The 22,292-nt window shown below is 70.9% G+C and carries 19 protein-coding genes; 7 read left to right on the forward strand and 12 right to left on the reverse strand.

The window, feature by feature from the left end:
* Window positions 1–95: 95 nt before the first annotated feature.
* Entirely contained in the window at window positions 96–359 is a 264-nt protein-coding gene (locus IE247_RS19875) for a type II toxin-antitoxin system antitoxin (RefSeq protein ID WP_190124673.1), read from the reverse strand.
* The gene (locus IE247_RS19880) at window positions 305–1,240 is read right to left on the reverse strand and encodes an SPFH domain-containing protein (protein WP_190124539.1); all 936 of its coding nucleotides are present in this window, start codon (window positions 1,238–1,240) and stop codon (window positions 305–307) included. Before IE247_RS19880 ends, IE247_RS19875 begins: the two co-directional genes overlap by 55 nt.
* Window positions 1,241–1,539: 299 nt before the next feature.
* On the opposite strand from IE247_RS19880, the gene IE247_RS19885 reads away from it, so the two are divergent.
* On the forward strand, window positions 1,540–3,819 hold the full coding sequence (locus IE247_RS19885) for a transglycosylase domain-containing protein (RefSeq protein ID WP_190124540.1): 2,280 nt from the start codon (window positions 1,540–1,542) through the stop codon (window positions 3,817–3,819).
* 101 nt (window positions 3,820–3,920) lie between these two features.
* Here IE247_RS19885 and IE247_RS19890 read toward each other — a convergent pair whose 3' ends face one another.
* From IE247_RS19890 to IE247_RS19905, 4 genes are all read right to left on the reverse strand, one after another.
* Window positions 3,921–5,384 carry a catalase gene (locus IE247_RS19890; protein WP_190124541.1) on the reverse strand — a complete coding sequence of 488 codons (1,464 nt, stop codon included), beginning with the start codon at window positions 5,382–5,384 and terminating at the stop codon, window positions 3,921–3,923.
* Between the two features lie 144 nt (window positions 5,385–5,528).
* Window positions 5,529–7,403 (reverse strand): SpoIIE family protein phosphatase, encoded by a 1,875-nt coding sequence (locus tag IE247_RS19895; RefSeq protein ID WP_190124542.1) that lies wholly within the window; start codon window positions 7,401–7,403, stop codon window positions 5,529–5,531.
* Window positions 7,404–7,747: 344 nt separating this feature from the next.
* Complete coding sequence (gene fomD, locus IE247_RS19900) at window positions 7,748–8,428, reverse strand: cytidylyl-2-hydroxypropylphosphonate hydrolase (RefSeq protein ID WP_190124543.1); 681 nt, start codon at window positions 8,426–8,428, stop codon at window positions 7,748–7,750.
* Window positions 8,429–8,472: 44 nt separating this feature from the next.
* Entirely contained in the window at window positions 8,473–9,870 is a 1,398-nt protein-coding gene (locus tag IE247_RS19905; RefSeq protein ID WP_190124544.1) for a class II fumarate hydratase, read from the reverse strand.
* 176 nt (window positions 9,871–10,046) lie between these two features.
* Between IE247_RS19905 and IE247_RS19910 the strand changes: the two genes are divergently transcribed.
* The 3 genes from IE247_RS19910 (at window position 10,047) to IE247_RS19920 (ending at window position 13,432) form a co-directional block, all read left to right on the forward strand.
* Window positions 10,047–11,588 (forward strand): ricin-type beta-trefoil lectin domain protein, encoded by a 1,542-nt coding sequence (locus IE247_RS19910; RefSeq protein WP_190124545.1) that lies wholly within the window; start codon window positions 10,047–10,049, stop codon window positions 11,586–11,588.
* A 166-nt stretch (window positions 11,589–11,754) separates the two neighbouring features.
* Window positions 11,755–13,065 carry an MFS transporter gene (locus IE247_RS19915; RefSeq protein ID WP_190124546.1) on the forward strand — a complete coding sequence of 437 codons (1,311 nt, stop codon included), beginning with the start codon at window positions 11,755–11,757 and terminating at the stop codon, window positions 13,063–13,065.
* A gap of 16 nt (window positions 13,066–13,081) precedes the next feature.
* Entirely contained in the window at window positions 13,082–13,432 is a 351-nt protein-coding gene (locus IE247_RS19920; RefSeq protein WP_190124547.1) for a MerR family transcriptional regulator, read from the forward strand.
* 62 nt (window positions 13,433–13,494) lie between these two features.
* Here IE247_RS19920 and IE247_RS19925 read toward each other — a convergent pair whose 3' ends face one another.
* Window positions 13,495–15,162, reverse strand: a complete 1,668-nt coding sequence (locus IE247_RS19925) for a fumarate hydratase (RefSeq protein ID WP_190124548.1) — start codon at window positions 15,160–15,162, stop codon at window positions 13,495–13,497.
* A gap of 186 nt (window positions 15,163–15,348) precedes the next feature.
* Between IE247_RS19925 and IE247_RS19930 the strand changes: the two genes are divergently transcribed.
* Both IE247_RS19930 and IE247_RS19935 read left to right on the forward strand, forming a co-directional pair.
* On the forward strand, window positions 15,349–16,026 hold the full coding sequence (locus IE247_RS19930; protein ID WP_190124549.1) for a DUF1707 SHOCT-like domain-containing protein: 678 nt from the start codon (window positions 15,349–15,351) through the stop codon (window positions 16,024–16,026).
* A gap of 153 nt (window positions 16,027–16,179) precedes the next feature.
* Window positions 16,180–16,533 carry a WhiB family transcriptional regulator gene (locus IE247_RS19935; protein ID WP_190124550.1) on the forward strand — a complete coding sequence of 118 codons (354 nt, stop codon included), beginning with the start codon at window positions 16,180–16,182 and terminating at the stop codon, window positions 16,531–16,533.
* Window positions 16,534–16,623: 90 nt separating this feature from the next.
* Here IE247_RS19935 and glpX read toward each other — a convergent pair whose 3' ends face one another.
* Window positions 16,624–17,652 (reverse strand): class II fructose-bisphosphatase, encoded by a 1,029-nt coding sequence (gene glpX / locus IE247_RS19940; protein ID WP_190124551.1) that lies wholly within the window; start codon window positions 17,650–17,652, stop codon window positions 16,624–16,626.
* Window positions 17,653–17,803: 151 nt separating this feature from the next.
* On the opposite strand from glpX, the gene IE247_RS19945 reads away from it, so the two are divergent.
* On the forward strand, window positions 17,804–18,361 hold the full coding sequence (locus tag IE247_RS19945) for a DUF4245 domain-containing protein (RefSeq protein ID WP_373305584.1): 558 nt from the start codon (window positions 17,804–17,806) through the stop codon (window positions 18,359–18,361).
* Between the two features lie 87 nt (window positions 18,362–18,448).
* Here the strand turns inward: IE247_RS19945 and IE247_RS19950 are convergent, their stop codons facing one another.
* The 4 genes from IE247_RS19950 to IE247_RS19965 form a co-directional block, all read right to left on the reverse strand.
* Window positions 18,449–19,039 (reverse strand): malonic semialdehyde reductase, encoded by a 591-nt coding sequence (locus tag IE247_RS19950; protein ID WP_190124552.1) that lies wholly within the window; start codon window positions 19,037–19,039, stop codon window positions 18,449–18,451.
* Between the two features lie 141 nt (window positions 19,040–19,180).
* A complete protein-coding gene (locus tag IE247_RS19955) occupies window positions 19,181–19,423 on the reverse strand; it encodes an exodeoxyribonuclease VII small subunit (RefSeq protein WP_190124553.1) in 243 nt (80 codons plus the stop codon).
* Window positions 19,424–19,502: 79 nt separating this feature from the next.
* Window positions 19,503–20,711, reverse strand: a complete 1,209-nt coding sequence (gene xseA, locus IE247_RS19960; RefSeq protein ID WP_190124554.1) for an exodeoxyribonuclease VII large subunit — start codon at window positions 20,709–20,711, stop codon at window positions 19,503–19,505.
* Between the two features lie 114 nt (window positions 20,712–20,825).
* A complete protein-coding gene (locus tag IE247_RS19965) occupies window positions 20,826–22,229 on the reverse strand; it encodes an APC family permease (RefSeq protein WP_190124555.1) in 1,404 nt (467 codons plus the stop codon).
* Window positions 22,230–22,292 lie beyond the last annotated feature (63 nt).

Below are 22,292 nucleotides of genomic sequence, written 5' to 3' on the forward strand. Positions count from 1 at the left end.
ATAGCGCGCACACAGACGACCGAGGGGACCGTGCGACACCGTGACACAGACGACCGGGGGGACCCGTGCGACACCGTGGCACAGGTCCCCGCCGCTCACTTCTCGGGCGGTTTGGGCGGCCGGCCGCGCCGGCGGATGGGCGCCGCGCCGCCGGGCAGCCGTCCGGCGTCGGCCAGCGCCTTCCGCAACAGGAACTCGATCTGCGCGTTGGCGCTGCGCAGCTCGTCCGACGCCCACCGGGCCAGCGCCTCGTACACCGCCGGGTCCAGCCTCAGCAGTACCTGTTTGCGCTCGGGGGGCGGGGTCACTGGTAGAGCGTGCCCGTGTTGAGGACCGGCTGCGCGGAGCGGTCGCCGCAGAGCACCACCATCAGATTGGAGACCATCGCGGCCTTGCGCTCGGTGTCCAGCTCCACGATGTCGCGCTCGGTGATGCGGTCGATGGCCTCCTCGACCATGCCCACCGCGCCGTCGACGATCAGCCGCCGGGCCGCGACGACCGCGCCGGCCTGCTGGCGCTGGAGCATCGCTGAGGCGATCTCCGGGGCGTACGCGAGGTGGGTGAAGCGGGACTCGATGATGTGCACGCCCGCCGCCTCGACCCGGGCGCGCAGCTCGGTCGCGAGCGTCTCGGTGACCTCTTCGGCGTTGTCCCGCAGCGAGAGGGCGTCCTCCTCGTGCGCGTCGTACGGGTACTCGATGGCGATGTGGCGGACGGCGGCCTCGGTCTGGCTGGAGACGAACTCCATGAAGTCGTCGACCTCGAAGAGCGCCTGCGCGGTGTCCTCGACCCGCCACACCACGACGGCGGCCAGCTCGATCGGATTGCCGTAGGCGTCGTTGACCTTGAGGACGGCGGTCTCGTGGTTGCGCACCCGGGTGGAGATCTTCTCGCGGGAGGTCAGCGGGTTGACCCAGCGCAGACCGTCGGTGCGGATGGTGCCCCGGTAGCGGCCGAAGAGCTGGACGACGCGGGCCTCGCCGGGGGCGACCATGTTCAGCCCGCCCATCGCGAAGACCGCAGCGAGGCCGACGGCCACTCCGGCGACGATCAGGCCGACCTTCAGACCGGCCGCGGCGGCCGCCGCGCCCGCGACGACGAGCGCGATGCCGGAGGCGAGGCCGACCAGCCCGAGCAGCAGGGCGAGCCCGCCGCCGATGCTGTGGGCCGCGAACTCCCTGACTCCGGGCGCCGTCGTCCGCGCTGTGTTGTTGTCCGTAGTGGTGCCGGTGTCGGCCATGCCGTTCCCCCGTCTTCCGTGTCGTGCCACGTGCTAGCAATGTGATTACACATTAATCGTTCTCGCAACCTTGTGCACCTCTCGTGAGTCGGTTCCAGGGAACGAGGTGCTGATTGTCACGTCGGGAAAGTCCGGATCGGTCGACCTTTGTCGTAGCGGCCGGTGCTAGTTTTCTGAGCTGCTCATGCGCGCGGGGTATTCGGTGGAGCGGGGTGCCGACGGCGGGCAGAGAAGATCACGGCGGCGGTGCGGCACCTGTGGACGAGACCGAAGAAGCGAAGAGCGGAGCGGAACGAGCGATGGGCCGAGCTGAGGCGCGGAAGGCGCGGGAGCGCGGGGCGCGGGAGACCAGACGGGCCGGCAAGCCCAAGGGCATACGGCGCTTCTTCACCTGGAAGAAGGTTCTGGGCACATTCCTCGGGGTCTGCCTGCTCGCCATGGGCGCGTTCTACGCCGTCTATGTGATGGTCCCGGTGCCGAAGGCCAACGCCGAGGCCGAGTTGCAGAGCAATGTCTACAAGTACCGGGACGGCTCGATCCTCGCCCGCACCGGTGAGCGCAACCGCGAGATCATCGGCCTGGAGAAGATACCCAAGGACGTCCAGGACGCCTTCGTCGCCGCCGAGAACAAGTCCTTCTTCAAGGACCACGGGGTCGACCTCAAGGGCACCGCGCGCGGTCTGCTGAACACCGTCACCGGCAAGGGCAAGCAGGGTGGCTCGACCATCACCCAGCAGTACGTCAAGAATTACTACCTCAACCAGGACCAGACGGTGAGCCGCAAGCTCAAGGAACTGGTCATCTCGCTCAAGGTCGACGACGAGAAGAGCAAGGAAGAGATCCTCGCCGGGTACATCAACACCAGCTACTACGGCCGCGGGGCCTACGGCATCCAGGCCGCGGCCCAGGCGTACTACCGCGTCGACGCCGAGAAGCTGACCCTCTCCCAGGGCGCGTATCTCGCGGCCCTGCTCCAGGCTCCCAATCAGTACGACTGGGCCATCGCCACGGAGAACGGCAAGGCCCTGGCCAAGGAGCGCTGGGCCTACGCCCTGAACAACATGGTCGAGGAGGGCTGGCTGGAGGACTCCGTGCGCGACGCGCAGAAGTTCGCGGTGCCCAAGGCCCCGCAGGCCGCCCCCGGCATGGAGGGCCAGGTCGGCTATCTGGTGGAGGCGGCCAACGCCGAGCTGGCGCGCCAGGGCATCGGCGAGAAGGACATCAAGGCCGGCGGCTGGACGATCACCCTCAACGTCGACAAGAAGCGCCAGCAGACGCTGGAGCGGGCGGTCAAGGGCGAGCTGGAGAGCAAGCTCGACCGCAAGGGCAACAAGAAGCACGCCACCGTCCAGGCGGGCGCGACCTCGGTCCACCCCGAGACCGGCGAGGTCCTCGCCCTCTACGGCGGCGTCGGCGCGACGGAGCACTGGCTCTCCAACGCCACCCGCCGCGACTACCAGCCCGCGTCGACCTTCAAGCCCGTGGTGCTCGCCACCGCGCTGGAGAACGAGTCGCTGACGCAGGACGAGCTGCCGATCGGGCTGGAGACCATCTACAACGGCGACAGCAAGCGTCCGGTCGAGGGCAGCGACATCGCCTTCGCGCCCGAGAACATCAATGACAAGGACCACGGCGAGATCACCGTCCAGGAGGCGACCAACAACTCGGTCAACTCCGTCTACGCGCAGATGATCGTGGACGCGGGCCCGGCGGAGACCAAGAAGACCGCGCTCGCGATGGGCATGCGCGACGGCGCGGGCTGGCCCGCCCAGCCCGCCATGTCGCTCGGCACGATGAACGCCTCCACCTGGGACATGGCCGGGGTGTACGCGACCTTCGCCAACCATGGAAAGCTGATCACGCCGACCATCGTGAAGTCCGCCGAGCACGAGGTCCGTGAGGCGGAGCTGAAGGACCCCGCCTCCGACGAGGCCATCAGCCGGGGCACCGCGGACACCGTGACCCGCTCCCTGGAGGGCGTCGTCCAGGAGGGCTCGGGCATGGCCGCCGCGGGCGCCTACCAGGCCGCGGGCAAGACCGGCACCTCGGAGAACAACAAGTCGGCGTGGTACGTCGGCTACACGCCCAAGCTGGTCACCGCCGTCGCCCTGTTCGGCGAGCGGCCCGACGGCACCAGCCAGGTCACCCTCACCGACACCATCAGCGAGGGCCGTGTCAACGGCGGCGCGATCCCGGCCCAGATCTGGAAGGCGTACACCACCGGAGCCCTCGGGGCCGACGCGAGCGCCAGGTTCGACCTGGACGTCAACGCGCCCGTGAAGACCAAGCCCTCGCCCGCCGCCTCGTCCTCGGCCCCCGTCTCGCCGTCCCCCACGCCGACGACGTCCGCGACCCGGGAGGAGGAAGAGGAGGAGCCCGAGGAGGAGCAGACCCGGATGACCTCCCCGCCCGCCACCTCGTCCGCGCCTCCGACGGAGCCCTCGCTGCCGACGCTGCCGACCATGTCCACGTCCGGCCGGCCGAGCCAGACCTCGTCCTCCTCGCCGCCCGCGACGGGCGGGCCGGGAGCGACGGGCCAGCCCGGCGGCGGAGCCGCGGCAGGCGGCCCCGGCCGCTGACCCGGACAGACACCACCCGAACGGCGTAACGACCGCGCCCGTGCCCCCGGAATTCACCGGGGGCACGGGCGCGGTCGTGGTTCCGGGGCCGCTCCTGCGGATCAGCCGCCGTTCACCTGCTTGGCGATCCGGTCGCCGGTCTCCTTGTCGACCTTGCGCCAGTACTGGAAGGCCCGCTCCAGGACTGGCCGGGAGACTCCCTGGCTCAGATGCCCGGCGACATTGGAGACCAGCCGGTCCCGGGCCGCCTCGTCCATCACCTCACGGACCAGCGTGCCCGCCTGCCCCCAGTCGTCGTCCTCGGAGTGCAGCGTGTACGCCGCGCGCACCATCTCGCCCGCGCTGGCCCACCCCGCCGGTGTGCCGAAGTGCTCCACATCGGCCGCGGGCCCGCCGAAGGAATTCGGCGCGTACGGCATCGACGCGTTCGACGGGAAGTACCGCATCGAGCCGTCCTTGGCGTAGGAGTTCACACCCGAGCGCGGCCGGTTCGGCGGCAGCTGGCTGTAGTTGGTGCCGATCCGGTACCGATGGGCGTCCGGGTACGAGAAGAGCCTGCCCAGCAGCATCTTGTCCGGGGAGGGGCCGATGCCCGGCACCAGATTCGAGGGCTCGAAGGCCGCCTGCTCGATATGGACGAAGTAGTCCTCCGGGTTCCGGTTCAGCGTGAAGCGGCCCACATCGATCAGCGGGTAGTCGCCGTGCGGCCACACCTTGGTCAGATCGAAGGGGTTGAAGCGGTAGTCCGGGGCGTCCTCGAAGGGCATGATCTGCACCTTCAGGCTCCAGCTCGGCGCGTCGCCCGACTCGATCGCCTCGTGCAGATCCCTGCGGTGCCGGTCCGCGTCGTGCCCGGCCAGCTCGTCCGCCTCCGCCTGCGGGATGAAGTCGACACCCTGATCGGTCTTGAAGTGGTACTTCACCCAGAACCGCTCACCGCCGCCGTTCACCCACATATAGGTGTGCGAGCTGTAGCCGTTCATGAACCGGTACGACCTGGGGATGCCCCGGTCGCCCATCAGCCAGGTGACCTGGTGGGCCGTCTCGGGGGAGAGGGTCCAGAAGTCCCACTGCATCTCGTTGTTCCGCAGCCCGGTGGCCGGATGGCGCTTCTGCGAGTGGATGAAGTCCTGGAACTTCTGCGGGTCCCGGACGAAGAAGATCGGCGTGTTGTTGCCGACCATGTCGTAGTTTCCGTGGTCGGTGTAGAACTTCAGCGCGAAGCCGCGCGGATCCCGCCAGGTGTCCGGGGAGCCCTGCTCACCGGCGACCGTGGAGAACCGGGCCAGCAGTTCGGTGCGCCTGCCCGGCTGGAAGAGATCGGCCTTGGTGTACTGGCTGATGTCCTGGGTGACCTCGAAGAAGCCGTACGCGCCCGCGCCCTTGGCGTGCACCACCCGCTCCGGGACCCGTTCACGGTTGAACTGGGCCATCTTCTCGATCACATAGTGGTCGTGGAGCAGGATCGGGCCGTCGGGGCTCACGGTGAGCGAGTGCTCGTCGCTCTCCACCGGGATCCCGGCGTTGTCAGTCGTGTACGCGACCTTGGGGGATGACTCGGTCACGAGCGTCCTCCGTCCTTGAGGGATGAGGGTGCTGCCGCTTCGGCCGTGTTCCCCAGTCAACGCCGCCGACACGTTGTCGGCAACATTTGAGCGCCGGTGCGGAGTCTCCCCGCACCGGCGCTCATATGTGTCTTTCCGCGGTCCCTAGGGACGGGTGGGCAGCTCGAACCAGACGACCTTGCCGCTGGAGAGCCGGGTCGCGCCCCACCTCCGCGCCAGCCGGTTCACCAGGAAGAGCCCTCGCCCGCCCTCGTCGGTGTCCCGCGCCTTGCGCTGTCTGGGCAGCTGCGGGGAGTCGTCGCCGACCTCGCAGCGCAGTACGTCGGTCTTCAGCAGCCGCAGGGTCACCGGCCGCTCCGCGTACCGCACCGCATTGGTGACCACCTCGCTGACCAGCAGCTCCACCGCGTCGCTCAGCTCCTCCAGACCCCATCGGGCGAGCGCCCTGCGGGCGAGCCGCCTGGCCCGGCCCGGAGCGGCGTCCTCCGGCTCCAGGAACCAGTAGGCGACATCACTGGGCGCGATCCCGTCGAAACGGGCCGCGAGCAGCGCGATGTCGTCGTCCCGGTCGCCGGGGCCGAGCATGTCCAGGACGTCGTCGCAGAGCGCCTCCAGCGGCGGCGAGTGGTCCGGGCCGGTGAGCTGGGCGGCCGCGGCCAGCCGCTCCCGGAGCTGCTCGATGCCGGTCCACACGTCCCGCAGCCGGGACTCCACCAGACCGTCCGTGTACAGCAGCAGGGTCGCGCCCGCCGGAGCGTCCAGCTCCACCGCCTCGAAGTCCACCCCGCCGACACCGATCGGCGCTCCGGGCGGCACCCGCAGCACCTCGGCCCGCCCGCCCAGATGCAGCAGCACCGGCGGCGGATGGCCCGCGTTGGCGATGGTGATCCGGTGCGATACCGGGTCGTACACCGCGTACATGCAGGTGGCCATCCGGTCGGTGCCCAGCCGCTGGGCCTGCTCGTCCAGATGGTGCAGCACCTCCTGCGGCGGCAGATCCAGACCCGCCAGGGTCTGCGCCGTGGTCCGAAGCTGGCCCATGATCGCGGCCGAGGTCATCGAGTGGCCCATCACATCGCCGACGACCAGCGCCACCCGGCTGCCGGGCAGCGGGATCGCGTCGTACCAGTCGCCGCCGACCCGCGCGGTCTCGGCGGCGGGCAGATACCGCGAGGCGAGGCGCACCCCGGTCGGCTGCGGCAGCGAGTCCGGCAGCATGGTGCGCTGGAGCTCGTCCGCGATGTACGCCTCCCGGCCGTACAGCACCGCCTTGTCGATGCCGAGCGCGGTGTGGGTCGCGAGCTGGGCGGCGACCAGCAGATCATTGGGCTCGAACGCGGGCCGGTCGGGCCTGCGCAGGAAGACGGCCGCGCCGATCACCCGGCGCCGGCCGCGCAGCGGGGCCAGTATGGCGCGGTGGCCGTTGGGCACCGTACGGTCCGCGCCGAGCAGCTCGGGCAGGGCCGCCCGGGCCGCGGCGGAGTCGCCGAAGACCGGCCGCACCCCGCGCAGCACCTCGGAGAGCGCCCCGCCGGAGCGCACCTCGCACAGCTCGGCGGCCGGGGTGAGGTCGTTGTGCGGGTCGATGACCGGGATCGCGGAGGCCGCGCCGAAGTCGGCGATGTCTTCGGCTAAACGCAGCCGGTCGGTACGGCGCAGCCGTAGCACGAACGGCGAGACCGGGCGCTCGTCGCCGACCGGCAGCGGATCGCGCAGATAGACCAGGATCGCGTCGGAGAAGGTGGGCACGGTGGCCCGGCACAGCCCCAGCACGATCTCGTCCAGGTCTATCCCGCGGGCGATCCGACGGGTGGCGGCGCCGACGAAACGCAGTCGGTCCCCCTCGCGCCGGGCCGTCGCCGCGAGATCCTGGAGATCCTGCGGCGGCCCGTTGGGCGCGGGGACGGCAGGCCCGGGCACGGCCGTGGCACCGGCCGCCTCGGCCCGGGGCCGGGTGCGTTCCTGCGGCCGGGCAGCCAAGGGCTGCCGGCCTTCGTGGGAGGTGGGCTGCTCCGTCACGCGTGGGCTTCCGTCCGTCTGGGCCGGGTGTGCGATGCAAACGCCTCGTGAGGCGGTATACCCGCTCTACGGGTGGCGTCGACAGGGTGGCGGGCATCCGGCACGGCTCCACCCCCTAGAAGTGACTCGTGATGACTTGCGGTCAGATCCGGTGCTGCGCTCAATGATTACCGAACACCTGCCGAACGGCGCAGCCTGCGGACGACGATCCTACGTTTGCCCCCAGGGGGCGTATCAAGAGTCTCACGACGCCGTATACGCCGGAGCGTCTTCCCGTACGGGAGTCGGACATCTTGCGCGGGCGGCCCGGCCGCCCGTCCGGACCGGCCGGACCCCGGCACCGCTCATGACGCCAGCCGGGCCGGGACACGGCTCCAGTCCTCGGGAAGCTCGGGCACCCGCCACGAGGGATCGGGCCGCCACTCCTCCCAGCCGTCCGGAAAGGGGCTTTCCCAGGCCCTGATGGCCGCGACCGCCGCGTCGCCCGCCTCCCGCACCCGGCGGGCCTTCTCCGGGCTCATCAGCCCCACCCGCTGCGCCTGCTCGAACTCGTCCTCGTCCCGCCAGAGCCAACTGCGGTCGGGGTAGACCGAGATGTCCAGAAAATGATCCTCGGAGTCCACTCCGCCAGCCCATCGGGTACGAGGCTCCTCCAGGTTGACGTACCAGCTGCGGAACTCCCAGCCGGCGTCCCAGAAGAGCCAGACCGACCACGGCACCCCGGGCCGGGCGAGCTTCAGCACCCCGTTGCCGAACCAGCGGTCCCGCACGATCTTGCGCGGGGCCGTGTAGCGGGTGGCGAGGGGCTGCTGATGGACGGGGGTGCCGTCGGCGAGGACCGGTTTGACGCACTCCGTGCCCGGGGCCATCCACACCGCGAGTATCTCCTCGGTGTCCTGGACAACGGTCACGGGACGGCAGATGTCCACGTGTTCACGCCCCGAGCGGTCCGGGGCATGGCCGCGATAGCGCCAGAGGATGTGGTCCCCCGGGCTCCAGCGTGCGGTGCGATCCGTGCCTGTCATGAGCGGATTTTAGGAGTACCCGTCCGTTCGCGCAGCGACGCGGATCACGGGCGCGTCATCCGGAGCACGTCCAGGGCCTCGTCGAGCTGCTCCAGAGTGAGGTCGCCGCGCTCCACGTAACCCGATTCCAGGACGACTTCACGGATCGTCCGGCGTTCGGCGAGCGACTTCTTGGCGACCTTGGCGGCCTCCTCGTAGCCGATGTACTTGTTGAGCGGGGTGACCACGGACGGCGAGGACTCGGCGTACTCCCTGGCCCGTTCGACGTTGGCGGTGACGCCGTCGACGGTACGGTCCGCGAGCAGCCGGGAGGCGGCGGCCAGCAGCCGGATCGACTCCAGCAGATTCTTGGCGATCACCGGGAGCATCACGTTCAGCTCGAAGTTGCCGGCGGCGCCGGCGATCGCGACGGTGGTGTCGTTGCCGGTCACCTGGGCGGCGACCATCAGCACCGCCTCGGGGATCACCGGGTTGACCTTGCCGGGCATGATCGAGGAGCCGGGCTGGAGGTCGGGGAGGTTGATCTCCGCGAGGCCGGTGCGCGGGCCGCTCGCCATCCAGCGCAGATCGTTGGCGATCTTGGTGAGGGAGACGGCGACGGTCCGGAGCTGGCCGGAGGTCTCCACCAGCCCGTCCCGCGCGCCCTGCGCCTCGAAGTGGTCGCGGGCCTCGGTCAGCGGCAGCCCGGTGGCGCGCGCGACCTCGGCGATGACGGCGGCCGAGAACCCGGGCGGGGTGTTGATGCCGGTGCCGACGGCGGTGCCGCCCAGGGGCAGTTCGGCCAGCCGGGGCAGGGCGGAGCGCAGCCGCTCCACCCCGTACCGGATCTGCGCGGCGTAGCCGCCGAACTCCTGGCCCAGGGTGACCGGGGTGGCGTCCATCAGATGGGTCCGCCCGGACTTCACGACCTCGGCGAACTCGGCCGACTTGCGCTCCAGGGCGGCCGCGAGATGCTCCAGCGCCGGGATCAGATCGGCGGTCACGGCGGCGGTGGCCGCGATGTGGATCGAGGAGGGGAAGACGTCGTTGGAGGACTGCGAGGCGTTCACATGGTCGTTGGGGTGGACCGGGCGGCCCAGCCGCTCGGTGGCCAGCGTCGCCAGCACCTCGTTGGTGTTCATGTTGGACGAGGTGCCCGAGCCGGTCTGGAAGACGTCCACCGGGAAGTGCTCGTCCCAGCGGCCCTCGGCGACCTCCTCGGCGGCGTCGGCGACGGCGGCCGCGATGTCCTTGTCGACGACGCCCAGCTCCGCGTTGACCCGGGCGGCGGCGCCCTTGATCCGGGCGAGCGCCTCGATGTGGGACCGCTCCAGCCGCTGCCCCGACACCGGGAAGTTCTCCACGGCGCGCTGTGTCTGAGCCCGCCACTTGGCGTGCGCGGGCACCCGCACCTCGCCCATGGAGTCGTGCTCGATGCGGTAGTCGTCGCCGGCGTCGGTCATGGCCGCTCTGCCTCCTGGCTGGGTTCGAACGGGGGGCGCCCCCGTACCGAGCTTGAGCATTCGTCGTGACGAGCCTATTCCCATCTTGGCTACCGGCCAGTAAACATCGGGGGTCAACCGATGACGTCAACCGATGAGGTCGGCCGACGCGGCCGGCCGATCGCCGGGGAGGCGCTGTGAGACGTACCGCACGTACCACCGGGCACCGACTTCGCTGTACGGCGGCGGCCGCCGCCGCTGCCGCGCTGACCGCCGGGCTGCTGGGGCTGACGGCCCCGGCCGCCGCCGACGGGGGCGCGGGGAACCCCGTACGGACCGCCGCCGTGCCGCTCCCGCCCCCGCTGGAGGCGGTGCGCGCCGCCGAGGCCGTGAAGCTGTACGGCAGCCCCGGCGAGCGCCCGCTCGCCGAGCGCAGGACCGCGCTGATCTCGCTCGGCGACAGCGAGATCTCCGGCGAGGGCATCGGCTCCTACGAGCCCGGCACCGACGGCCCCGCCAACTGGTGCCACCGCTCGCCCGACGCGGCGATCCACCGGACCGGGATCCCCGCCGATGTGACGTACAACGTCGCCTGCTCCGGGGCGGACACCGGGAACATCCGCATCGGCGGCGTCCGGCAGTACGCGGACGAGCCGGTCCAGAGCGACAGCCTCGCCGTGAAGGCGCGCAACACCCGCGTCAAGATGGTCCTGCTGGTCGCCGGGGCCAACGACGACCTCGAATTCGCCCCGGTGATGACCGACTGCGTCACCCGCTATGTCACCCTCCAGGGCCCCTGCGAGCCGAAGTACGCCGGCGGCTGGCAGGCCCGGGTGGACGCGCTCGTCCCCAAGGTCGAGGCGACCGTCCGCGATCTGCGCACGGTGATGCGGGACGCGGGGTACGCGGACGGCGACTACAAGCTCGTGGTCATGGGCTACCCCAGCCCGATCGGCCCGGACTTCCGCGACAACCCGAACTTCCCCGGCAAACTGATCTGCGGGGGGCAGGGGTACGACTCCGACACCGCCTGGGGCCGGAACACGGCCGTCCCCGTCTTCGAACGCGGAATGCGCCGGGCGGCGGCCGCCACCGGCGCGGTCTACCTCGACAACTCACGGCTCTTCCACGGCCACGAGGTCTGCTCCGACAACACCTGGGCGCGCGGGCTCTTCATCGACCTCGGCCACTTCCCGCCGGACGAGAACTCCGTCCGCCAGTCCTTCCACCCCAACGCCCGGGGCCACGCGGCCTTCGCCTCCTGCCTCACCCAGCTGTACGCCTCCGGCGCCCGCGAGGCGAGCTGCGCCGACGGCGCGTCCACCGGCCGGGCCGAGCTGGTGACCGGGGCGTGGGACGACCTCTACCGGCCCCTGCGGAACGCCGGGACCGGGGCCTGCGCGGACGTCACCGGCTCGGTGACGCGCAACGGGAGCGCCGTGGTCGGCTGGGAGTGCCACAACGGCCGCAACCAGGGCTGGTGGCACGACCCGGCGCGTGGCTCCCTCCACACCGAACTCAGCCACGACCGCTGCCTCGACGTCCCCGGCTCCGACTACCGCGCCGGAGCCGCCCTGATCGTCTGGAACTGCTCCGGCTCCGCCAACCAGCGCTTCCTCACCTCCGGCGCCACCCTGCGCCCGGCCGACGCCCCACAGCTCTGCGTCACCCACGGCGGCCCCCGCGAGCCCCTCCGCCTCCAGCCCTGCACCGACACCCCGTCCCAGCGCTGGTCCTGATCCCCGCCTCCGCGCGGGCCCTCAGCCACCGGGGCCGGGCCGGGCACATCCGGCCCGGCCCCGGCCTGCCCCGGCGGCTTTCGAGGGTTGACATTGACGCAGTGTCAAAGTTTTAGCGTGGCGTGCGACTCGGTAAACACGGGACGCACGAAGGACCAGTGAACACATGGAATCGCGACACGAGCGCACACCGACACCGCTCCCGACCGGTTCGGGGTGGCTCTCGGGCCTGCTGCTGACGGCTTTCGTCATCGGCACGGACGACTTCATCATCGCGGGGATCCTCCCGGAGATCTCCGCCGACTTGGGGGTGAGCGAGGGGGCGGCGGGCCAGTTGGTGACGGTGTTCTCGATCACCTACGCCATCGCCTGTCCGGTACTCGCGGTCGCCACCGGCCGGGTCCCGCGCAAGGCGCTGATCGTGGCAGGGCTGGCGGTGTTCGCGCTGGTCAACTTCATCACCGCGCTGGCGCCCTCCTTCGGGACGCTGATGGCGCTCCGGGTGGTGGCGGCGCTGGTGGCCGCCACACTCTCACCGGCGGCCTTCGCGGCCGCGGGCCGGCTCGCCGCGCCGGAGCGCACCGGCAGGGCGATCGGCACCGTGGCCGCGGGGCTGACCCTGTCGCTGGTGGCAGGCGTGCCCCTCGGCTCGTGGGTGAGCGGTGTGTGGCGGTGGGAGGCCGCCTTCATCGCGGTGGGGGCGCTCTCCTGTCTGGCGGTCGCCGTCACGGCGCTGATGCTCCCCTCGATCCCGCGGGCCCGGGTGATCGGGGTCGCCGAGCGGCTGCGGCTGCTGCGTCGGCCCCCGGTGCTGCTGTGTGTGCTGGGCACGATGCTCGCGGCCTGCGGCGGGTTGATGCCCTATGTCTACATGGCCCCCATCACCCACGATCTCACCGGCGTCGGCGGCCAGTACGTGGGCGTGTTCATCGCGATCGTGGGCGTCTCGGGCGCGGTGGGCACCGTGCTGGGCGGACGGCTGACCGACCGATGGGGTGTGGACCGCACCCTGCTGACCATGTTCGGCGGCGTGGTGGCGGCCGTTCTGGTGCTGCTCGTGGTCGGCGCCGTCGGGCAGGGGGCGGTGCCGGTGTGGGCGGTCGGGGTCGTGCTGGTGCTGTGGGGGGTCCCCGGATGGGGCAACAACCCCCCGATGAACGCCCGGGCCATGCACCTGGGCGGCGACGCCGCCACCGAGGCGCTGGCGCTGAACACCAGCGGACTCTACGCGGGCATCGCACTGGCCGGTGCCATCGGCGGCGGCACGGTCAACGCCTCCGGCGGCATCGGCGTCCTGGCGGCCGCTTGCGCCGCCGGCCTGATCACCATCGTGGTGATGGCGCTGTCCGTACGCCGCTACCCCTCTCCCACCCGCGTGCCCGAGGGCGACACCGATGCCGAGGGCCCTTCCCGTCACCACCTCACCGGCCGGGACGAAGAGGTTCACCAGCACACTGGACAGCAGACAGGTCTTTGAAAAAAAGGGGGGCGCGGTGCGGATCGGGGAACTCGCCAGGGCGGCCGGCGTTTCGACGCGGGCTCTCCGGTACTACGAACAGCGCGGACTGCTCCAAGCCCGTCGCCGGGACAATGGATACCGCGAGTACGACGATTCCGCCGTCATCCGTGTGCACAACGTCCGGGCGCTCCTGGACGCGGGTCTCAAAGTCGACGACATCCGCGAACTCAACCTGTCCCTGGACGAGAAGCAACTTGAGCATATTCCGAACTGCGAGGCGTACGTCCTGTACCAACAGCGGCTTCGAGCCGTCCAGGCCCAGTTGGCGGCGCTCACCGAGGTGGAGAGCAGACTTCAGGCCAAGCTCGCCGGAGTCCCCAAGTGATCCGCCTCCTCGCCGGAAACGCCTCGCTCTCGCCGGAGGGACGAGAGCGAGGCGTTCCGCTGCTAGCCGAGACCCGGGCCCCGCACCGGGATCGAGGTGAAGGTCGGCGCGGGCGCGGGCTCGGTGAAGAAGTCGTTGCCCTTGTCGTCGACGACGATGAACGCGGGGAAGTCCTCCACCTCGATCCGCCACACCGCCTCCATGCCCAGCTCCTCGTACTCCACGACCTCGACCTTCTTGATGCAGTCCTGCGCCAGCCGCGCCGCGGGTCCGCCGATCGACCCCAGGTAGAAGCCGCCGTGCGCGCCGCACGCGTCCGTCACCTGCCGTGAGCGGTTCCCCTTCGCCAGCATCACCTTCGACCCGCCGGCCGCCTGGAACTGCTCCACGTAGGAGTCCATCCGGCCCGCCGTGGTGGGGCCGAAGGAGCCGGAGGCGTAGCCCTCGGGGGTCTTCGCGGGACCGGCGTAGTAGACGGGGTGGTCCTTGAGGTACTGCGGCATCTCCTCGCCCGCGTCCAGCCGCTCCTTGATCTTGGCGTGGGCGATGTCCCGCGCCACCACCAGCGGGCCGGAGAGGGAGAGCCTGGTCTTGACCGGGTACTTGGTCAGCTCCGCCAGGACGTCGTCCATCGGGCGGTTGAGGTCGATCCGGACCACGTCGCCGTCGGTTTCGAGGTGCTCGTCCGTGGTCTCGGGGAGGAACCGCGCCGGGTCCTTCTCCAGCTGCTCCAGGAAGACGCCCTCGGCGGTGATCTTCGCGACCGCCTGGCGGTCGGCCGAGCACGACACCGCGATCGCCACCGGCAGCGAGGCCCCGTGCCGGGGCAGCCGCACCACGCGCACATCGTGGCAGAAGTACTTGCCGCCGAACTGCGCGCCGATCCCGATCCGCTGGGTCAGCTCGAAGACCTTCTCCTCCAGCTCCTTGTCCCGGAAGCCGTGTCCGGTGGGGGAGCCCTCGGCGGGAAGCTCGTCCAGATAGTGCGCGGAGGCGTACTTCGCGGTCTTGAGCGCGAACTCCGCGGAGGTGCCGCCGACGACGATCGCCAGGTGGTACGGCGGGCATGCGGCCGTCCCCAGCGAGCGGATCTTCTCCTCCAGGAACTTCATCATGGAGGCCTCGTTGAGGACCGCCTTGGTCTCCTGGTAGAGGAAGGACTTGTTCGCCGAGCCGCCGCCCTTGGCCATGAAGAGGAACTTGTACGCGCCGCCGTCGGTCGCGTACAGCTCGATCTGCGCGGGCAGGTTCGAGCCGGTGTTCTTCTCCTCCCACATGGTGAGCGGAGCCATCTGCGAGTAGCGGAGGTTGAGCTTGGTGTACGCGTCGTAGATGCCGTGCGACAGCGCCGCCTCGTCACCGCCCGCCGTCAGCACCTGCTGGCCGCGCTTGCCCATCACGATCGCCGTGCCGGTGTCCTGGCACATCGGCAGCACGCCCGCCGCCGCGATGTTCGCGTTCTTCAGCAGGTCGAGCGCGACGAACTTGTCGTTGGACGAGGCCTCCGGGTCGTCCACGATCCGGCGCAGCTGCGCCAGATGGGCGGGGCGCAGATAGTGCGAGATGTCGTGCATCGCCTCGGCGGCGAGGGTGCGCAGCGCCTCCGGCTCGACCTTGAGGAATGTACGTCCGTCCGCCTCGAAGGTGGAGACGCCTTCGACGGTCACCAGCCGGTACGGCGTGGTGTCTTCTCCCAGGGGGAGCAGATCTGAGTACGTAAACTCTGGCATCGCGGCCATTCCTCACTCGGCAGACTTGACGGACATAACACACTTGGCGGGCGGCGGGGCGGCTTCCAGCGTAGAGCGCGCCCGGCGGTGGGGTTCGGTGAGGTAAGGCTCAGTCGCCGAGGCCCGGGGCGCGCTGTGCCGTGTGGCCCCTGGTCGCGATCTATCGCGTTTCGCTACCCTGGCTCTGTGGACCTCGAAAAGCAGCCCCAGAAGCCTGTCGCCCCCCTGGAGCCCGGCGCGCCCTCCCGTGCTTCCGATGCCCTTCGCGCGTCCGACGCCGACCGTGACCGGATCGCCGACATTCTCCGGGACGCCCTGGCGGAGGGGCGGCTCGACCCCGAGGAGCACTCCGAGCGGATCGACCGCGTCTACCGGGCCAAGACCGTGGGCGAGCTCCAGCCCATCGTCCAGGACCTCCCCGCGGTCCCGGCGGAGAAGACCTCCGAGACCTATGCGTACGGCCCCGAGGCCGAGGGGGAGGCCGGTGAGAATCTGGTCGCCGTCTTCTCCTCCTCCGTCCGCAAGGGGCGCTGGCGCGTCGGCCGCCGCACCAATGCCTTCGCCCTCTTCGGGAACATCGAGCTGGACCTCACCCAGGCCCTGTTCGAGCAGCGGACCACGGTGATCAATGCGACCTCGGTCTTCGGCAATGTCGAGGTGCGCGTCCCGGAGAACATCACCCTGCGCGGCAATGGGAACGGGATCTTCGGGAACTTCGAGGTCAGCACCTTGGAGGCGGCCAATCCGGATGCTCCGGTGGTGATCGTCAACGGATACTCGGTTTTCGGAAATGTCGAGGCCCGGCCCAAGCGGGGGCACAGGGTCTCCGACCTCCAGGATCGCCTGCGCAAATACCTCGGCTGACGGCCGCGCGCTCCGGAGCGGTTTTCGGCCTTGAGCGCCCGCGCGCGGTTTCGCGCCCCCGGCCTCTGCGCCACTCAGTGCATAGGAGTGCGTACAGCGGGTAGGGAGTGCTGCATCGTCTCTCGCTCGCGAAGCCGTCGTCAGGAGTAGACCGTGCTGCAACTGCCGTACCAGTCCTTGCAGGTGACCGCTGTTCCGTCTCAGCGTGTCCCCGCGAGGGAAGACCAGGACGGACCCTGGCACGCGGAGGCGGTGTGCCGTCGGGACGAGGCCGGGCTGTTCTTCGCCCCGTCCAAGGAGCCGACAGCCGCGCGGCTGTCCCGTGAGGAGGCCGCCAAACAGGTCTGTGCCCGCTGCCCGGTGATGGTCGAGTGCCAGGAGCACGCGCTGCTCCAGCCCGAGCCTTACGGGGTGTGGGGCGGGCTGACGGCCGCGGAGCGCCGGGTGGTGCTGGCCCGGCGCAGGCGGCGCGATGTCGACGTCAAGAAGACCCAGTCCGCGGCCTGAGCCGGATTCCCGGCCAGGGGTCGCCCACCGCACTGGGCGACCCCTTTCGTCTGCGTCTTTCGTCTGTGTCGTCTCTTCCGGGCTTGTTCTCTACTGGGCGCGGTCGAAGTCGACCTGGCTGTAGGCGCGCAGCTTCGACAGCCGGTGCGTGGAGTCGATCTGGCGGATGGTGCCCGACTTGGAGCGCATCACCAGCGACTGGGTGGTGGCCGTGGCGCCCCCGTACCGCACCCCGCGCAGCAGCTCGCCGTCGGTGATCCCGGTCGCGACGAAGAAGACGTTGTCCCCCTTCACCAGGTCGTCGGTGAGGAGCACCCGGTCCAGGTCGTGGCCCGCGTCCAGCGCCCGGCGGCGCTCGGCCTCGTCCTTCGGCCAGAGCTTGCCCTGGATCGTGCCGCCGAGGCACTTGATCGCGCAGGCCGTGATGATGCCCTCGGGGGTGCCGCCGACGCCCATCAGCAGATCGACGCCGGTGCCCTCGCGCACCGCCATGATCGCGCCGGCCACATCGCCGTCCGAGATGAACTTGATGCGCGCGCCGGTCTCGCGGATCTCCTTGACGATGGACTCGTGGCGCGGCCGGTCCAGGACGACGACGGTCACATCCTCGGGGGCGACGCCCTTGGCCTTGGCGACGCGGCGGATGTTGACCTGAACGGGGGCGTTGATGTCGACGAAGTCGGCCGCCTCCGGGCCGGTCACCAGCTTGTCCATGTAGAAGACGGCCGACGGGTCGAACATCGCGCCCCGGTCGGTGGCGGCGAGCACCGCGATCGCGTTCGGCATGCCCTTGGCCGCCAGGGTGGTGCCGTCGATCGGGTCCACGGCGATGTCGCACTCGGCCCCGGTGCCGTCGCCGATGCGCTCCCCGTTGAAGAGCATGGGCGCTTCGTCCTTCTCGCCCTCGCCGATGACGACGACGCCGTTCATCGAGACGGTGTGGACGAGGGTGCGCATGGCCCTGACGGCCGCGCCGTCGGCGCCGTTCTTGTCGCCGCGCCCCACCCAGCGGCCGGCGGCCATGGCGGCGGCCTCGGTGACCCGGACCAGCTCCAGGGCGAGGTTGCGGTCGGGGGCCTCGGGCGAGACCTCCAGCTGGGACGGCATGTGCTCGGTCATCGGAGCGCACCTTTCTGTACGACGACGGCCGGAATGAGGGTTTTGAGGGGGTTTCCGGGGGTGCCCCCAGGAAGACACATTATCCGCCCACCGACAGAATGAGCAGTGGGGCCCACGTTTGAGCGCGCACCTCGGATGCGACGATGGTGTCGTGGCAGGTATGCGAGGCAGACAGACGATCCGCGACATGATTCTTTCGATGCTGGCCATCGGAGGCGTCGTCGGCGTGATCTACTACACGGCTCTTCCCAACGACGACGAGGGCGATCCGCTCAAGCGGGTCGACTATCGCGTGGAGCAGGTGACGGCACAGCGCGCCGCGCCGTATCCGATCGTCGCGCCCAAGGGCCTGCCCGAGGCGTGGAAGCCGACCTCGGTCTCCTACAAGGGGTACGACGGCGACGCCTGGCACCTCGGGTTCCTCGACCCGGACAAGGAGTATGTGGCGGTCGAGCAGTCGACCGAGGTCAAGGCCAAGTTCATTCCCAAGGTCACCCACCGGGCCGAGAACACCGGCAAGACGCAGCAGGTGAACGGCGAGGCCTGGCAGCGCTGGGAGGGGCCGAAGTACGACGCCCTGGTGCGCGAGGAGAAGGGCGCGATCACGGTGGTGACGGGCACCGCCCCGCTGTCCCGGCTGACGGAGATGGCGGCGGCGCTGGAGTCGAAGCCCGTGCCGAAGCCCTCCCCGGCGATCCCCAAGACCTGAGGCTTCCCCTGCGCAAGGGCCGCCGCACCCGGCAGGGGTGCGGCGGCCCTTGTGCGTACCGGCCGGTGGGCCGGTGGCGTCGACCGGTCAGACGGTGGTGACCACGTCGTCGTAGTCGAGGCGCGGCAGGCGCGGGAGGGAGGCGCCCTCGCCCGGCCGGCCGATGTTGACGATCATCAGCGGGGTGTGGTCGTCGTCCAGGAACTCCTTCTGGACGCCGGCGAAGTCGAAGCCGGTCATCGGGCCCGCGGCCAGACCGGCGGCGCGCACGCCGACGATGAAGTACGCGGCCTGGAGCGCGCTGTTCATGCCGGCGTTCGACTCGCGGGTCGAACGCTCCGAGAAGAAGACGTCCTTCGCCTGCGGGAAGTGCGGGAGCAGCCGGGGCAGCTCCTCGTGGAACTCATTGTCCGCGGCGAGGATCGCGACGAGCGGCGCGGTGCGGGTCTTGGCCCGGTTCCCCTCGGACATGTGGGGCGCCAGACGCTCACGGGCCTCCTCCGAGCGGACCAGGACGACCCGCATGGGGGTCTGGTTGAAGGCGGTCGGCCCGAACTTGACGAGGTCGTAGATCGCCTGGACCTGCTCATCGGTCACCTGCTCATCGGTGAACGTGTTGGCGGTACGAGCCTCGCGGAAGAGGAGGTCCTGGGCGACGGGGTCAAGGACGAGAGACATGCGGCGCACCTTTCAGGGCGGTGGGGGTGTACGACCGGGTGCAACCGTAGCGCAGTAGATTAAATTTCAACTAATCTGCTCGGGTGAGCCGCCTCACATCGGCCGCTCTTCACCCCCGGGCGGCCCCACCTGCCTCTTCTCTCACTCCGAGGTTTCCTCGTCGCCCTCCGTGTCCGGTGCGGGGCCGCGCAGTGCCGCGTCCAGCCGGGCGCGCGCGCCCTCCAGCCAGTGGCGGCAGATCCGGGCCAGCTCCTCGCCGCGCTCCCAGAGCGCCAGCGACTCCTCCAGCGTGGTGCCGCCCGCCTCCAGCCGGCGTACGACGTCGATCAGCTCGTCCCTGGCCTGCTCGTATCCGAGCGCGGTCTCGTCCGTGTCAGCGGTCATGCGATCCATTCCTGCCTGTGGCTACTGTTTTCCGCGGGATGCGGGGCTTCCTGGGGGTACGGGGACGGCGGTGCGGGGCTCAGTCCGTGACCCGTACGGCGAACTCGCCCTCCGAGACCCGGGCCCGCAGCGCCTCGCCCGCCGTCACCTCGCCGGCCGAGCGCACCACCGTGCCGTCGTCGCGCCGCAGCACCGCGTACCCCCGCTCCAGGGTCGCGGCGGGGGAGAGCGAGACCACGCGCGCCCGGGTGTGCGCCAGCTCCGAGTCCGCGCGGTCCAGCAGATGCCCCAGCACCCGCCGGCTGCGGGCGACCAGGGCGTCGGCCTCCGCCTCCCGCTGGTCGACCATCCGGTGCGGATGCTCCATCGAGGGACGGGAGAGGGCATGGGCCAGCCCCCGCTCCTCGCGCTCCAGCAGCGACCGGACCGTCCGCAGCGAACGGTCCCTGAGCTGCCGCACCCGCTCCAGCTCCTCGCCCACGTCCGGCACCACCTTCTTGGCGGCGTCGGTCGGCGTCGAGGCCCTCAGATCGGCGACCAGGTCGAGCAGCGGGGCGTCCGGCTCGTGCCCGATCGCCGAGACCACCGGCGTACGGCACTCGGCGACCGCGCGCACCAGCCGCTCGTCCGAGAACGGCAGCAGATCCTCCACGCTGCCGCCGCCCCGCGCCACGATGATCACATCCACCTCGGCCAGCTCGTCCAGCTCCTGGACGGCCTGGACCACCTGGCTGACCGCGCGCACCCCCTGGACCGCGACATTGCGCACCTCGAAGCGGACGGCGGGCCAGCGCCGCCGCGCGTTCTCCAGGACATCGCGCTCGGCGGCGGAGGCCCGGCCGCAGACCAGCCCCACCCGGTGCGGCAGAAACGGGAGCGGCTTCTTCCGGTCGGCGGCGAAGAGACCCTCGGCGCCGAGGCGGCGCTTCAGCTGCTCCAGCCGGGCCAGCAGCTCGCCGATGCCCACCGGCCGTATCTCCACGGCCCGCAGCGACAGCTGCCCCCGGGGCGCGTACCACTCCGGCTTGGCGTGCACCACGACCCTGGCGCCCTCGGTCACGATGTCGGCCACGGCGTCGAACACTTGCCGGTAGCAGGTGACGCCCACCGAGATGTCGTGCGCGGGATCCCGCAGGGTCAGAAAGACCACGCCCTGCCCGGGCCGCCGCGACAACTGGGTGATCTGCCCCTCCACCCAGACCGCCCCGAGCCGGTCGATCCAGCCGCCGATCAGCCGGGACACCTCGCCGACGGGGAGCGGGGCGTCCGGGGACGTGTTGAGAGCCATACGAGCGAGCGTAACGGCCGGGTCCGACAATGCCCCCCGACGACCTGAGCCCGCCCCGGGGGACCCGGCCGGCCGCGCGCGTACCCCGCCGCGCGACACGCCTCAGGCCCCGCCTCAGAGCCTCCGGGCCCTCCGGGGCTCCTGGGGCCCGTCCCCGCCCCCTGGGCGCACCGCACGCCCCCACAGCACCGCGAGCACCACCAGACCCACCCCCAGCCACACCACACCCACCAGCTGCGCTGTGCCGGACGCCTCCACGATCACCGCGATCAGGATCGCCGCGCCCAGCGCCGGGGCCACCAGATGGCGCAGCCAGTGCGGCGGGCCCTCCATCCGCCGGACCACGAACCAGCCGATCACGCTCGCGTGCAGCAGCACGAACGCCGTCAGCGCGCCGATGTCCACCACCGACACCAGCAGGCCCAGACCGTCCGCCCGCCGCGCCGCCCACACCGCCGCCACCAGGTTCACCGCCGCCGCCAGCAGCAGCGCGACCCGGGGCGTACCGCCGTCCGTACGGGCCAGCACGCGCGGCAGCCGCTGCTCCCGCGCCATGGCGAAGAGCAGCCGGCCCGCCGCCGCCTGCCCCGCCAGCGCCGCGAAGGCCGCCCCGATCGCCTTGCTCACCGCGATCAGATCGTGCAGCCAGGAGCCGACCGAGGCGTCCACCGCGTCGTAGAACGCCGCGCCCTGCTTGGCCGGATTCGCCGCCAGCTCCGCCGAGGACACCGGCTCCAGCAGCGCCGCCAGATACGTCTGCACGAAGAAGAGCACCCCCGCCAGGGCCAGACAGAGCAGCACCGCCCTCGCGACCTTCCGCGACCCGCCGGTCACCTCCTCCGCGAAGGAGGCGATGGCGTCGAAGCCCAGATACGACAGGACCGCCACCGACACCGCGCCGAACACGGCCGCCATCGAGAACGCGGTGTCCCCGACGAGCGGCGAGAGCCAGTCCCGCCGCGCCCCGTCCCGGGCCAGCACGACCACCGCCGACACTACGAACACCACCAGCACCACGATCTCCATCGCCAGCACCGCGAAGCCGACCCGGGCCGCCGCCCGTACGCCCCACAGATTCAGCAGCGTGGTCACCACGACGGCGATCCCCGTCCACACCCACCGGTCGACCTGCGGTACCAGCGCCTCCATCGCGATCCCCGAGAAGAGGTACGCGACGGCCGGGATGAGGAGATAGTCGAGCAGCGCCATCCACCCGGCGATGAACCCGGGCCCCTCGCCCAGCGCCTTGCGGGCATAGGTGAAGACCGACCCGGCCTGCGGCGCGACCCGCACCATCTGCGCGTAGCTCAGCGCCGTGAACGCCATGGCCACCGTGGCGACCGCGTACACCAGCGCCACCGCGCCGTGAGACTTGGCGTCGAGCGTGCCGAAGACCCCGACCGGGGCCATCGGGGCGATGAACAGCAGCCCGTACACCACCAGATCGCGGAAGCCGAGAGTCCGCCGCAGCCCGCCGCCCTCCCCGGCCGGGCCGGGGACCTCTTCAGCTGTGGCCATCCGGCCCTCCGTCCGTCGCGGGCGGCGCGTCCGCCGTCGTGCCCGCCGTCGTGCCCGCCGCCG

This window comes from Streptomyces inusitatus, from assembly GCF_014651115.1.
GTDB lineage: Bacteria > Actinomycetota > Actinomycetes > Streptomycetales > Streptomycetaceae > Streptomyces > Streptomyces amakusaensis.

Coding starts and splice junctions, on each gene's coding strand:
- IE247_RS19905 (WP_190124544.1), bottom strand. CDS start 9,870: ATGACCGACGCCGGCGACGACTACCGCATCGAGCACGACTCCATGGGC.
- IE247_RS19955 (WP_190124553.1), bottom strand. CDS start 19,423: ATGACCGCTGACACGGACGAGACCGCGCTCGGATACGAGCAGGCCAGG.
- IE247_RS19915 (WP_190124546.1), top strand. CDS start 11,755: ATGGAATCGCGACACGAGCGCACACCGACACCGCTCCCGACCGGTTCG.
- glpX (WP_190124551.1), bottom strand. CDS start 17,652: ATGACCGAGCACATGCCGTCCCAGCTGGAGGTCTCGCCCGAGGCCCCC.
- IE247_RS19885 (WP_190124540.1), top strand. CDS start 1,540: ATGGGCCGAGCTGAGGCGCGGAAGGCGCGGGAGCGCGGGGCGCGGGAG.
- IE247_RS19925 (WP_190124548.1), bottom strand. CDS start 15,162: ATGCCAGAGTTTACGTACTCAGATCTGCTCCCCCTGGGAGAAGACACC.
- IE247_RS19950 (WP_190124552.1), bottom strand. CDS start 19,039: ATGTCTCTCGTCCTTGACCCCGTCGCCCAGGACCTCCTCTTCCGCGAG.
- IE247_RS19880 (WP_190124539.1), bottom strand. CDS start 1,240: ATGGCCGACACCGGCACCACTACGGACAACAACACAGCGCGGACGACG.
- IE247_RS19965 (WP_190124555.1), bottom strand. CDS start 22,229: ATGGCCACAGCTGAAGAGGTCCCCGGCCCGGCCGGGGAGGGCGGCGGG.
- xseA (WP_190124554.1), bottom strand. CDS start 20,711: ATGGCTCTCAACACGTCCCCGGACGCCCCGCTCCCCGTCGGCGAGGTG.
- fomD (WP_190124543.1), bottom strand. CDS start 8,428: ATGACAGGCACGGATCGCACCGCACGCTGGAGCCCGGGGGACCACATC.